Origin of the sequence: Saccharospirillum salsuginis (genome assembly GCF_014651855.1) — a bacterium.
Lineage (GTDB): Bacteria > Pseudomonadota > Gammaproteobacteria > Pseudomonadales > Natronospirillaceae > Saccharospirillum > Saccharospirillum salsuginis.
On record NZ_BMXR01000005.1, the window covers coordinates 371,708 to 384,698 of the forward strand.

Sequence of the window (12,991 nt, forward strand, 5' to 3'; positions counted from 1 at the left end):
CAGGGCCCGGTCGGTGATTTCACGGGTGGAATCCAGCAACCGGTTTTGCCGTTCACGGGCGTCTTCGTCGACCCGATCACGACGGTCCTCTTCGGATTCCTCTCCGCGGTTGGCCGCTTCGGCCCGTTGTTCGCTCTCTTCGTTGCTGATTGAACGGGATTCTTCGGAATCCTGTTCAGCCGCTTCGCGCGCTTCACGCTCCATCTGACGGAGTTCGGTCTGGGCGTCGATCTGCAATTGTGTCGCCTGGGCGGCGACGGCGCGATCCTGAGCGGACGGTTCAGCCGGGGCCAGGGCCGCGCGGCGGATGCGCTCGGCCTTGTCCATGGTGGCTTCGGGATTGCCGGGAACGGGGCTGATGTCGATACCGACCTCGCCGGCGACCGCATAGCGCTTACCGTCCGGGCCGGTGGTGTAGGTCAGCGACATGGCGCCGGCGTACTGGCCACCGACGGCCTGATGGGCTTGTTCGTGGGTGCGGACTTCGCGGTCCCGCTGGGCGAGTTCGCGGATGGTCTGCAGTTCGTCTTCGAGTCGCCGCTGGTCGATGGCGCTCTCTTCAGCAGCCTGCTGCGGCGCGGAGCGAGAGGCTTCATCGGCGGACCGGGGACGGGTGGATTCGTCCGTGGCGACGCGGGTATTGGATTCTTCGGCCGCATTGGAGGACGCCGGCCGTTCGGGTTCACGATTGGCGGGGCGAGCATCCTTCTGGCTGTCCTGTCGAGCGGGGCGCTCACCGGCGCGGTTCTGGCCAGCAGCGGTCGCTTCGGTCGCGCCCACGGGAGAAAACACAGCAGCCTCTTTCTGCCGGCGCAATTGCGCCTGCTGCTCGGGATCAACCGGCAGGTTGACCGAGGGCGTGATGGCGTTGGGAAAGATGCCGCTGAGTGTGGACATGGCCGCCTCCGCTACACCTCGATGTCGATCAGGGTGCCAAGAACATCGGAACCGGCCTCAACCACACGGGCGCTGGCCTGAACCTGCTGCTTACCCTGTATCTGGTCAACCATGGGTTCGACAATGTTGTCCGGGCCGCCCTGTTCGGGTGGCTTGTTGGCGTTGGCGATCTGCTGGGCACTGCGATCCAGGGAGTACAAGCCCCCTTGAATGCCCGATACGCCTGCGCTGATGACGGAACTGACCATGCTTCTCTCCACTAACGCTCACCGAGCGTACTGCGTTGGATCCGCTGCCTGGTCATTCTGGTGACAGCTGGATACACGAATCACTGCTTACATTTTAACCAGCCTGAACGCGATTCGTGTAACGATTTGTTAAATTGTTCAAGTTTGTGGATCAGTTCCCGATGCAGAGTGTGCTTGGGTGGAGTTTGCCTTGGTTAGTTTAGAGGACATGGTCCGCGGCCGGTGCCGGGGTATCCATCTCCGGGGCCGCACGGTATGCCGCCCACTCAACCCCTCCCTTGGGGGCTTAACTTCGGCAATCCCTGCCTCAGATATCCCCGGTGATGGATACCCCGGCACCGATCGCTCGCGTTGGCGGCCACTACCCCAACCTATTCTTATTACTTTGCCTGTTGTAGGGCAGAAGAGGCGGAGCCGTTATCTGCCGGGTGGGCGAAGCCCACATCTTAACCCACCCCGAGGCCTATTAACGGCAGATATCGCTTAACGCTCTTCTGCCCTACTTTGCACGGCCAACCAGGACGTCCACATCAAATAGCGGATCCCTCACTTCTTGCCCTTCCTCGAGGTACGGAACCACCCCCAGAAGCGGCGCCGGGATCAAGGTCTTCAACGTCGCGATATTCGCCTCCAACTCAGCCATCTCCGGGTCGATGCAATTGGCCACCCACCCGGCCAATTCCAGCCCATCCCGCTGAATCGCCTCGGCCGACAGCAGTGCGTGATTCAGGCACCCCAAGCGCATTCCGACAACCAAGATCACCGGGCAGTTCAAGGCTTTAGGAAGCCCGGCCAGGCTTTCCCGGGGATTGAGCGGCACACGCCAGCCACCGGCGCCTTCAATCAGGGCGACATCGTACGGAGTGATCATCAGAGTACCCCGGCAATGGCCTTCGAGCGTCCGCAGGTTGAGACTGCGCTGTTCACGTTCGGCGGCGAGGTGCGGCGCCATTGGGGCTTTGAGGAGAACGGGATTGACCTGTTCATAAGGCAGTTGGACGGAGGCGGCGGTTTGCAGGGCGCGCGCGTCTTCGTTGGTCCAGTCTCCATTGTCGGATTCCTCGGCCCCGGCGGCCAGGGGTTTGAGCCCAATGGTATTCAGACCTTGGCGGTTCAGGGCATTCAACAGTTCGACGGTGACCCGGGTTTTACCGACTTCAGTATCGGTGCCTGTGACAAAATAAGTGCGTTTATTGGCCATGTTTGGGGTCCGGTCAGTTCACGGTTTTACGAAGGACGAGGTAAAGCACCTGCCAGGACGCGGGATATTGGCCATCCGGACGCTGAAAGGGTTGGTAGGCCCTGAGCATCTGGCCCAACGCTTTGCGGCTGACGTGGCCCTGACGGGCTTTGACGTGATTGGCGCCGAGGCGTTTGAGCTCTTGCAACAAGTCCAGCGGTGAGGGGTAGCCCACCTCAATGCGTTCACTCTGCCACTGCTCGATCTGAAAGCCACTCTCGGCCAGGGCTTGCCGCCAGTCTTCGGCCGGCAGGCAGTCATTGACGTGGGGGCTGGTGTCGGCGGCCCGCCAGGCCTGTTTGAGTTCGTGCAGGGTACCGTCGGTCAGCGTGCTAATGGCCAGGCGGCCGCCGGTTTTGAGCACTCGGCGGGCCTCGGCGAGGAAAGCATCCGGCTGGTCGAGCCACTGGACAGCGAGGCTGCTGATCAGCAAATGGTGACTGGCGGTGTCGAACGGCAGGGCTTCGAGGTCGCCCCGGACCGGAATGGCAGTCGGTTCACGCCATTGGGCCTGTTCGAGCATGGCTGGGGACAGGTCGAGCGCGTTCAGTTGCATCGGACAATACCGCTGGACCAGGGCCGGCAGGCAATAGCCGGTGCCGGTGCCAAGATCGGCGATGACCGGGGCCGGAGCCAGAGAGCGCTCCCCGGTCAGGGCGAGCAACCGGTCGGCAACGCGCCGTTGCAAATGGGCGGCGTCGTCGTAGCTGAGCGCGGCCTTGCTGAAGGTGTTGGCGATGGCCTGCTTAGTCATGGTGTTGCATCCAATCGGCGACCGCATCCGGGTCTCGCCAGGGCAGATCGTGTCCGCCCGGCATCAATTTGACCTCGGCGCCCCGGCTGAGCCAGGCCTGAGCCGCCGGCTGAGCTGGCACCAGGGTATCGGACTCGGCGAGCAGGACCCGTACCGGGCAATCGACCCAGTCGGCATAGCACTCCAGGTCGTACAACCAGTCCAGGGTGGCGGCATGGTCGCCATTGAGCAGATGGTCGTCCAGACTGTTATCGGTTCTGCGCCCTTCCACCAACCCGAGAAAGCGTTTCAGAGCCGCTTGCGGGCGCGTTCGATAGCGCTGACGAAAATCCTCGGCCACCGATTCCTCCAGACCGGAATCGCCACCCGAAAACCGGGTATTCGCACACAGCACCGTGACACTGGCGATATCCGGACGGTGCCGGGCGAGTTCCAGCGCCAGCATGCCACCCAAAGACCAACCCACCAGATGAGCACGTTCCGGTACCGCCTCATGTTGGCGGTCGAGCCAGTCCCGCCAGTGACCGCTCTCTCCGGCGTAGCTGAGGGACACATGCGATGCGCCATTGAAGCGATGTTGCAAGGGTTCAAATACTTTCGAACTGAATTGCCATCCCGGGAACCAGACGACTGTATGACTCATGCCAGATCCTCCAGGGTGTTGAGCAGCCGGTCGATATCGGCCTCGGAATGACCGGCACTGAGGGTGACGCGCAGTCGGGCTTCGCCGACCGGAACCGTGGGCGGGCGGATGGCTGTGACCAGTAAGCCACGTTCACGCAGACCCTGGCTGAGGTGCAGGGCCGCATCAACGGAGCCGACCAGCAGAGGTTGAATCGGCGTGTGGGACGGCATTAGCTCGAACGGCAATTGACCGACGCCCTGGCGGAATCGCTGGATCAAGCGATTTAGGTGGGCACGGGTATCGTCGGCTTGCTCAACCAGCACCAGGGCCTCACGCGTAGCCGCGGCCACTGCGGGTGGCGCGGCGGTAGTATAGATGTAGGAGCGTGCGTATTGCAGCAAGTAGTCGATGGTCGAACGACGGCCGGCGACAAAAGCTCCGGCCGTACCGAACGCTTTGCCGAGGGTACCCACCAACAGCGGCACATCGGATTCGTTGAGCCCACACTGCCCAACCAGGCCTTGGCCCTGGTCGCCCAGCACACCCAGGCCGTGCGCATCATCGACCATCAACCAGGCGCCGTGAGCCTGGCAGAGCTCACTCATCGCCTTCAGTTGAGCGCAGTCGCCGTCCATCGAGAAGACGCCATCCGTGACTACGAGGCACTTGCCTTGAGCCTGTTTCAGGCGCTCTTCGAGGTGGATCGGGTCGTTGTGACGGTATCTCAGCAATCGCGCCTGACTCAGTTGACTGCCGTCGATGAGAGAAGCGTGGTTCAATTTGTCCTGCACTACGGTATCGCCCCGCCCCATCAACGCGCTGATCACGCCTAGGTTGGCCATGTAGCCGGTGCTGAACACCAGGGCGGCTTCCCGCCCCGTGAAGGCGGCCAACTCATCCTCCAGCGCTTCGTGCTCGGCGTGGTGTCCGTTGACCAGATGGGAGGCGCCGGCGCCAGTGCCATGAGCGGCCACGGCTTCGGTCAGGCGACGGGCGATGGCCCGGTGATTGGCCAGCCCCAGATAGTCATTGCTGCAGAACGACAGCATCGGCCGGCCATCGATCAGGGTATGCACCTGCTGGGCGCCATCGAGCCGGGTACGCTCCCGGTAGAGCGATTGCGCCCGGCGCTCCTCGAGCACCCGGGGAATATCGGAAAAGGCCTTGAGCACGTTATTGCGTCAGCGTTGCGTCGTAGAAGACATCGTTGTTGCGCTTGGGGCACTTGGCCGGATCGAACGTTTCGGCACCGGTGGCGTCCGGTTTACCGCGTTGCTCCGGGCGTATGCCCAGTTTGTCGAACAGCGCTTTATCTTCGTTGGCTTCCGGATTCGCGGTGGTCAGCAACTTGTCGCCATAGAAGATGGAGTTGGCGCCAGCGAAAAACGCCATGGCCTGCATTTCCTCGCTCATGTTTTCGCGACCGGCCGACAGGCGGACGTGGGACTTCGGCATCATGATGCGGGCAACGGCGATGGCGCGAATGAAATCGATCGGATCCAGATCCTCGACCTGGTCCAGCGGTGTGCCTTCGACCTTCACCAACTGGTTGATGGGCACGCTCTCGGGATGCGGGTTCAAGTTCGCCAACTGGATCAACAAGCCGGCCCGATCCCGCTTTTCCTCACCCATGCCCAAAATGCCACCGGAACAGATTTTCATGCCAGCATCGCGTACCTGTTGCAGGGTGTTCAGGCGGTCCGCATAGGTCCGGGTGGTAATGATGTCACCATAGTATTCCGGCGAGGTGTCCAGATTGTGGTTGTAGTAGTCCAGACCGGCCTCGGCCAGGGATTGAGCCTGTTCGTCTTTCAGCATGCCCAGCGTCATGCAGGTTTCCAGACCCAGTGATTTTACCTCCCGCACCATGTCCAGCACATAGGGCATGTCTTTCTCGGACGGCGACCGCCAGGCCGCCCCCATGCAGAACCGGCTGGCGCCCGCCGCCTTGGCCGACTTGGCCTGTTCGATCACCTTCTGGATTTCGAGCAGCTTCTCCTTCTCCAGACCGGTGTTGTAGTGGCCGCTTTGCGGGCAATACTTGCAGTCCTCGGGGCAGGCGCCGGTTTTGATCGACAGCAGGGTGCTGACCTGCACCTCGTTCGGATCAAAATGGGCGCGATGGACGGCCGCCGCCTGGAACAACAAATCGTTGAACGGGAGATCGAACAGGGCCTGAACCTCGTCGTGGGTCCAGTCGTGGCGAAGAGTTTCAGCGTTGCGGGCGGACATGGGGCTTCCTTAAACTGTACGATTGCCGTTGGATGGTAAGGAGCCCCCGGGGCATGTCAAACAAGGAAGCCTTTAACTTTTCCCTTTGGTCATTTTTTGATCTTTTATTCACATTTCAGTGCCCACTGTGCGAACAACCGTCGCGCACCGGTCGACTGTGCCCGCTCTGCCGCACCTTCCTCGACCCCCTCCGCGACCCCTGCCCGACCTGCGGTGAGCCGGACACCCTGGAACTGCAATGTGGCCGCTGCCAAAAACACCCGCCCCCCTGGACGCAGGCCCGCATCGCCTGGCCATTGACCGGCGCTACCCGCTTCCTGATCCACCGCATGAAATACGACCGGGACTTCGCCGCCGCCCGATCCCTGGCGCACAACTGGTGGCAGGCCCAACAACCCGAATTCGAGCCCGATGCCCTGGTGCCGGTCCCCCAGCACCCGAGCAAGCTGCGCGAACGCGGCTTCAACCAGGCCGACTGGCTGGCGCGATACTGGGGCAAACAGTGCGGAGCACCGGTCTGGCGCGGTGTGGACAAGGTGCACACCACCACGCCCCTGGAGGGTTTGAACCGGGCCCAGCGTCGCCAGACCCTGAAAGGCGTCTTCCGGGTACGAACCGACCCGCCCAGGCGCATCGCCATCGTCGACGATGTTCTGACCACCGGCGCCACAGCCACGGAACTGAGTCGTATCCTGAAACGGGCCGGCGCCGACAGCATCGAATTGTGGACACTGGCCCGGACCCCCTTGCATCGATAGCGGAAACGATAACCGGAACAATGAATGCATCAAGCGGGAAAACCACTACAATGGCCGCAATTTCGATCAAGGCAGCCTCACCATGACCACCAGCGCACATCCGTTCGACAGCCTCAGCCAGGACCGCATCATCGACTGGATGGAGTCCCTCGGTGTCTATTCCGACTACCGCATTTACCCGCTGAACAGCTATGAGAACCGGGTCTATCGGGTGGGTCTGGAAGACCGGGACCCGGTCGTGCTGAAAGCCTACCGCCCCGGCCGCTGGACCGAAGCCCAGATCCGCGAGGAACTGACCTTCACCGAGGAACTTTATGAGGCCGAAATCCCGGTAGTGCCCGCAATGGAAATGGATGGCGACATCCTGCACCACCGCGACGGTTTCTGGTTCGCCTGCTTCCCAATGCGGGCCGGTCACGCCTTCGAACTGGACAACCCGGACCAGCTGTATCGCATCGGCCAGTGGCTCGGGCGGCTGCACGCCGTGGGCGAAGCCGGCCAATTCAACCACCGCCCCGCGCTTTCATTGCTGGACCCTGTCGTTCAGGCACAGACCTTTTTTAAAGACAGCCCACTGCTGCCGGACGACATGCGCACCAACTATCTGGCGACACTCAAACCCATCGAAGAGCTGCTGCGCAACCATTACGAACCGATTTACCGGGACACGCCCCTGCTTCGGATTCACGGCGACTTTCACGCCGGGAACATCCTGAGCCGGGACGACCAGTTGCTCATCGTGGACCTGGACGACACCGTAACCGGGCCGGCGGCACAGGACATCTGGAAGCTGCTGTCCGGCGACAAACACGAGCAGGCCATTCAGTTGAACGAGCTGGAAGAAGGGTACGAGCAGTTCCGCGCGTTTCCGAAGAAGGAGCTCCGGCTGCTGGAAGCGCTGCGGACCGTGCACATGATTCGGCATGCGTTGTGGATCGCGCAGCGCTGGGATGACCCCGCCTTTCCGAAGGCGTTTTCGTGGTTTGATAGCCCCCGGTTTTGGAGCGACCATTTGTTGGGATTGCGGGAGCAGTGGGCGGTGTTGCAGGAGGATTGAATGGCTGTAAATACAGCCATCCACTTCCTATGGTTCGACTACTCCACAATCTTCACATAGCTTCCCGATCTGCATCCACCGCTATAAGTCGACCTGGCATCTGTCTTCACACGAACAGCTATTGGTTCAATAGCTCCAGAAAACTGAAAGCTATGATTATAATTTTCTGATCGCTGGTTGACATACTCCACACCACCATCAGTAAACTCCAAGATACCTTGTGCGCGTGGATATGAACCAGATTGCCCTGTTTTAGTTAAAGAATTCAGATCCTTCCCAAACCACAAACCTGATCTATAAGTGCCATCTTTCTTTGACAACAATGCAAACTGCACTTCGCCATCCGATCCTAAAAACTCCAATTGCAAAGTATGATAGTCACCACCCCAACATGCATTTCCACCGTATACTTTCAACTTCCAGTCTGGATCAAAATTAGTAATTGTTCTTGATGCTTCTGGTAGAGTTTCAGGTGTATTTCCTCTGGAAATAAAACGATTAAATCCAATGAACTGTGTCTGACCAAAGTTTTGATCCCAATCAGGGTGTTCAATGTTCGCAGGATTTAGATAGGGGGCTAGGCGATCTGGGTCACTACCACTTTCCGCAAAAGCGAGGACCAGATACCCAGTCGTAATCTCGGAAAGTTCGACTCCAGTTTGATCGAGCCACAGCTCCTTAACACGTGAAGTAGATCCATCATCCCACTCAATTTCAAAGTTTTGATACTGCGGACTAATAAAGAAATCACTCAGCAGCACACTATCTCCGAGATATCCGTATTCGATACGCAATCCGTCACCATCTCGTGCCAGATAAACAGACCCCTGATCGATACCCTCGAGAACTACAACGTCAAATATGTCTTCTGCCGCTGATCGTTCGCTAAAGATAGTATCCCGGCCACTTCCCTCAGAAAAGAAAAATACATCCTGATCTTTCCTGTAGATGCCCCCATCCGCGTACAACTGGTCATTACCAGGCCCTCCGAAAACTCTGTCAGAGCCGGCGCCACTCTTAATCACATCATTCCCTTCGTACCCGAATAATGTCTCGGATTTTGAAGTGCCAGTGATAGAATCGTCATTGACGGTTCCCCGGAACGTATAACCAAATAGATCCAGCACGGTGCCAACCGGCTCTCGCGATCCATCCGCCCACTCTATTGAGTAGTTCCGACGCCAGGTTGAACTCTCTATATAGCGATCAAGTTCAACATAATCTCCCTGTGTTCCGTAATACACCTGCAGATGATCCCCATTCCTAGCAAAGCTGATCGATTCGTCCGCGACCCCTTCGAACTTCAGGATGTCATCGGACTTGTAGTCTCGGTGATAGTTGATAACTCTGTCCTGACCATTACCTTCCTGAAAAACGAAGGTATCGACATCACTTCGATACGCACTGCCATCAGCGTATAGAACATCGTTGCCCTCACCACCATAAAGCACATCACTGCCTTCGCCGCTGTGCAGTAGGTCATCACCTGCCCCACCGTAGAGCACATCATTTCCACTCCCTGTATCGATCACATCGTTTCCAGCCCCTCCATAGGCTGTGTTATTAAGTGTATACCCGGTTAACTCATCATCATCGTCCGTCCCCCGAAGCTCCGCCGTCCGCCTGCTGATTACGGCACTCAATGCTTCTCGGCTACCATCCGACCATTCGATCGAGTAATTGCGACGCCAGGTTGAACTCTCCACATAACGATCAAGTTCAACATAGTCTCCCTGTGTTCCGTAGTGCACTTGCAGGTGGTCTCCATTCTGGACAAAGCTGATCGACTCGTCCGTGACCCCTTCGAACTTCAGGATGTCATCGGATTTGTAGTCGCGGTGATAGTTAATGACTCTGTCCTGACCATCCCCTTCATGGAAGACGAAGGTATCGACATCATTTCGATACGCACTGCCATCGGCGTATAGAACATCGTTGCCCTTACCACCATACAGAACATCGCTGCCTTCACCGCTGTGCAATATGTCGTCACCCGGACCACCGTAGAGCAGGTCATCCCCCCTACCGGTGTCGATATCATCGTTTCCAGCACCTCCAAAGGCTGTATTCACTAACTCAGACCCGGTCAGAGTATTGTCACCGTCCGTCCCCCGAAGCTCCGCCGTCCGCCGACGGACAACCGCACTTAAGGACTCCCGACTACCGTCCGACCATTCGATCGAGTAATTGCGACGCCAGGTTGAACTCTCAACATAACGATCAAGTTCAACATAGTCTCCCTGTGTTCCGTAGTGCACCTGCAGGTGGTCTCCATTCTGGACAAAGCTGATCGATTCATCCGTAACCTCTTCGAACTTCAGGATGTCATCGGATCTGTAATCTCGATGATAGTTGATGACTCTGTCCTGACCATCCCCTTCCTGGAAGACGAAGGTATCGACATCATTTCGATACGCACTGCCATCAGCGTAAAGGATATCATTCCCCACACCGCCATGAATTATGTCACTGCCATTACCACTGTGGATAACATCATCCCCGAGACCACCATAAATAACATCACTACCATTATCACCATGAATGACATCATTCCCTAAAAACCCTTTGATCAAATCGGAGGAGGATGTACCCGTGAGTTCATCGCTGGCACTGGTACCAAAGACAAAGCTGGTACCGGTGTAGCCGGAATCATTTAATTCAAACTGAATGGTCGCCGAAATATTATCGGCAAAGGCAGCGACACCAGTATCGGCATCCACTTCCAAAATCAACAGAATGTCCATGTACCGGGCATTGGGAGGAACGATGGCCAGGTTGTCATTGGTCTGCCAGTCATTTTCATCCGATGACTCGAAGAAAGTTTCGGACAACAACACCATATCCGCATCGAAGAACCGGGCCCCGACTTTGGCGACGGCACTGCCGCTGTCTTCGGAAGCAGAAAGCCACTCCAATGCCACCGTGCTGTCATATAGCGTCGCGAATTCCAACACTGAGAGCCCAGTCAATTCATGCAGACTGAACGTCTGGTAAACAATGGCTTTTTCATCGCCTTCAGGAATGAAATAGGCACTTCCAGAAACGGGCACCATCGTATCGGAGGCACCGAATCCGATTACACCTGATTCCGAAGTCCAAGCTGTACTTGCACCTTCTTCCGCACCTTGGTTTTCCAAAGGAACCCGGACTTTCCGTTCATAGTCGCCGCCAATGATGTCCTCGATACGAATAAAGGGCTCATTGTAGGTTTTCAGCCTTTGTAGACGCGTGCTGACGTCCTGCAGATACCAGTTTTCCAGAGTCAGCGAGCCATCTTGGTCCGACGCTGTCAGAACCAGGTCGTCCACATCGCGTGTCGCTATCAGATCCGAGTAGGCCATGTAGCCGGTTATGTAAAGGTCGTCCTCCGGCTCTCCGGAGCCCAGAATCACGTCGTGGCTGCGGTCGAAGGTGTAGATGAATCGATCGGCTCCCGGCCCTCCATCCAGGCTGTCATCTCCGGCTCCACCGGAAATGTAGTCGTCTCCTTCGCCACCGGCCAACTGGTCGTTACCGTCACCGCCGAAAAGAGCGTCGTTACCCTCCTGACCTTCCAGTCGGTCCATACCGGCATATCCCATTACCAGTGAAGCCGCTGTGTCCGCCAGCAAATAATCATCCTGGTCGGACAGGCCGACAACCAGGCTGACTTCGGTGGTCCTTACCTCGACTTCATCAGCTGTCAGTTTCACACCATCGGCGAAGTGAATGACCTCGACCCGGTGGTTGTCGCTTTCATACCAGCGTTCCACTCGGATGTGATCTTCTCCGGTGCTGTGGACCAACATCAAGTCGTCGCCCAGGCGATAGTAACTGATTTGATCCGGAGTAATGCCTGTACCGAAATGGATGCGGTCTGTATAACCGCTGTAGCTGTAGTCCTGAATCACATCTCTTCCGAACCCGGGATGGAACCAATAGTCGTCACGAGAATATCGGTAATCATTTTCCAGACGATCGTTTCCGGCGCCGCCTTCCATATGATCGTTGCCGGTTCCACCAGCCAGCAAGTCATCGCCTTCACCACCGTAAAGCTCATTGGAGCCGCTGTTCCCATAGAGCGTGTCGTCTCCGGCACCACCATGGAGCTCGTCACTGCCGCTACCGGCATTCAGCGTGTCATTGCCGTCGCCCCCTTCAAGATAGTCATTACCGGTACCGCCATCGAGGCTGTCATCACCCGCTTCGCCATAGAGGTAATCGTTACCACTTAGGCCGGATAAGGTATCGTTACCCTCACCACCGTGGAGCCGGTCGGTATGGTTGACCACCCCGGTGATCGTGTCATCGCCATCCGAACCGACGATCGTTAACAGCTCGTCGCTGATATCCTCATCCAGCCAAACCGTACCGTCGGTGAATCGAATTTCCTCGATGTGGTAATTGAAGTTGTTGAACCACAGTTCGACCCGAATACTGTCCTGGCCATTGACTTGGTTCAGCAACAGGTCCTCGCCATCACGTTGATAGGTAATGTCCTCTGGTGCGATGCCTTCACCGAAGTAGATGATGTCGGCATAGCTGGTATAGCTGTAGTCCTTGATGACGTCCTGGCCAAAGCCGGGGTAGAACCAATAACGGTCGCGTGAATAACGATAGTCGCTTTCCAGCCGATCATTTCCAGCACCGCCTTCCAGGCGGTCGGTGCTATAGCCGCTGGTCAGGGTGTCATCTCCATCGCCACCATAAAGCTCATTACTGCCCGAACCGTTCACGCTCAAGGTGTCGTTACCGGCGCCCCCATACAGCTTGTCATTACCGTTTCCGGCAATCAGAGTGTCATCGCCGTGTCCGCCTTCCAAGTAGTCGTTTCCGTTACCCCCCTTGAGCGTGTCCTCACCCAATTCACCATAGAGGTAATCGTTGCCACTCAGGCCGGACAGGGTGTCATTACCATCACCGCCATAAAGCCTGTCGGTATGGTTGTTGACGCCTGTGATCACATCGTCCCCACTGGTGCCGACAACCGTCAACAGTTCATCGGTAATGGTTTCATCCAACCAAACCGTACCGTCGGTGAATCGAATTTCCTCGATGTGGTAATTGAAGCTGTGGAACCACTGTTCGACCCGAATGCTGTCCTGGCCATTGACGTGGTTCAGCAACAGGTCCTCGCCATCACGTTGATAAGTAATGTCCTCCGGTGCTATGCCTTCACCGAAGTAGATGATGTCGGCATA

At 57.6% G+C, this 12,991-nt stretch carries 10 protein-coding genes; 2 read left to right on the forward strand and 8 right to left on the reverse strand.

Annotation, left to right across the window (positions count from 1 at the left end; translation table 11 throughout):
• From IE111_RS12170 to bioB, 7 genes are all read right to left on the reverse strand, one after another.
• Positions 1-897, reverse strand: an 897-nt coding sequence (locus IE111_RS12170) for a putative metalloprotease CJM1_0395 family protein (RefSeq protein WP_189608986.1), incomplete at its 3' end; no start/stop codon positions are given.
• An 11-nt stretch (positions 898-908) separates the two neighbouring features.
• The gene (locus IE111_RS12175) at positions 909-1,145 is read right to left on the reverse strand and encodes a hypothetical protein (protein ID WP_189608988.1); all 237 of its coding nucleotides are present in this window, start codon (positions 1,143-1,145) and stop codon (positions 909-911) included.
• Between the two features lie 499 nt (positions 1,146-1,644).
• The gene (gene bioD / locus IE111_RS12180; RefSeq protein ID WP_189608990.1) at positions 1,645-2,346 is read right to left on the reverse strand and encodes a dethiobiotin synthase; all 702 of its coding nucleotides are present in this window, start codon (positions 2,344-2,346) and stop codon (positions 1,645-1,647) included.
• A 13-nt stretch (positions 2,347-2,359) separates the two neighbouring features.
• Positions 2,360-3,139 (reverse strand): malonyl-ACP O-methyltransferase BioC, encoded by a 780-nt coding sequence (bioC, locus tag IE111_RS12185; protein ID WP_189608992.1) that lies wholly within the window; start codon positions 3,137-3,139, stop codon positions 2,360-2,362.
• Positions 3,132-3,782 carry an alpha/beta fold hydrolase gene (locus IE111_RS12190; RefSeq protein ID WP_189608994.1) on the reverse strand — a complete coding sequence of 217 codons (651 nt, stop codon included), beginning with the start codon at positions 3,780-3,782 and terminating at the stop codon, positions 3,132-3,134. Before IE111_RS12190 ends, bioC begins: the two co-directional genes overlap by 8 nt.
• The gene (bioF, locus tag IE111_RS12195; RefSeq protein WP_189608996.1) at positions 3,779-4,936 is read right to left on the reverse strand and encodes an 8-amino-7-oxononanoate synthase; all 1,158 of its coding nucleotides are present in this window, start codon (positions 4,934-4,936) and stop codon (positions 3,779-3,781) included. Before bioF ends, IE111_RS12190 begins: the two co-directional genes overlap by 4 nt.
• Before the next feature lies 1 nt (position 4,937).
• Positions 4,938-5,996: a biotin synthase BioB gene (bioB, locus tag IE111_RS12200; RefSeq protein WP_189608998.1), complete on the reverse strand. Its 1,059-nt coding sequence runs from the start codon at positions 5,994-5,996 to the stop codon at positions 4,938-4,940.
• A 53-nt stretch (positions 5,997-6,049) separates the two neighbouring features.
• Here bioB and IE111_RS12205 point away from each other — a divergent pair, with 53 nt between their 5' ends.
• Together IE111_RS12205 and IE111_RS12210 are read left to right on the forward strand one after the other, a co-directional pair.
• On the forward strand, positions 6,050-6,754 hold the full coding sequence (locus tag IE111_RS12205) for a ComF family protein (RefSeq protein WP_189609000.1): 705 nt from the start codon (positions 6,050-6,052) through the stop codon (positions 6,752-6,754).
• 82 nt (positions 6,755-6,836) lie between these two features.
• The gene (locus IE111_RS12210; RefSeq protein WP_189609002.1) at positions 6,837-7,811 is read left to right on the forward strand and encodes a serine/threonine protein kinase; all 975 of its coding nucleotides are present in this window, start codon (positions 6,837-6,839) and stop codon (positions 7,809-7,811) included.
• A gap of 38 nt (positions 7,812-7,849) precedes the next feature.
• Here the strand turns inward: IE111_RS12210 and IE111_RS24725 are convergent, their stop codons facing one another.
• On the reverse strand, positions 7,850-12,916 hold the full coding sequence (locus IE111_RS24725; RefSeq protein ID WP_308427538.1) for a calcium-binding protein: 5,067 nt from the start codon (positions 12,914-12,916) through the stop codon (positions 7,850-7,852).
• Positions 12,917-12,991: the final 75 nt, after the last annotated feature.

Bases quoted from the DNA above. Each gene is read 5' to 3' on its own strand.
- bioB (WP_189608998.1), bottom strand. From the start codon at position 5,996: ATGTCCGCCCGCAACGCTGAAACTCTTCGCCACGACTGGACCCACGAC.
- bioC (WP_189608992.1), bottom strand. From the start codon at position 3,139: ATGACTAAGCAGGCCATCGCCAACACCTTCAGCAAGGCCGCGCTCAGC.
- IE111_RS12175 (WP_189608988.1), bottom strand. From the start codon at position 1,145: ATGGTCAGTTCCGTCATCAGCGCAGGCGTATCGGGCATTCAAGGGGGC.
- bioD (WP_189608990.1), bottom strand. From the start codon at position 2,346: ATGGCCAATAAACGCACTTATTTTGTCACAGGCACCGATACTGAAGTC.
- IE111_RS12205 (WP_189609000.1), top strand. From the start codon at position 6,050: ATGTCAAACAAGGAAGCCTTTAACTTTTCCCTTTGGTCATTTTTTGAT.
- IE111_RS12210 (WP_189609002.1), top strand. From the start codon at position 6,837: ATGACCACCAGCGCACATCCGTTCGACAGCCTCAGCCAGGACCGCATC.
- IE111_RS12190 (WP_189608994.1), bottom strand. From the start codon at position 3,782: ATGAGTCATACAGTCGTCTGGTTCCCGGGATGGCAATTCAGTTCGAAA.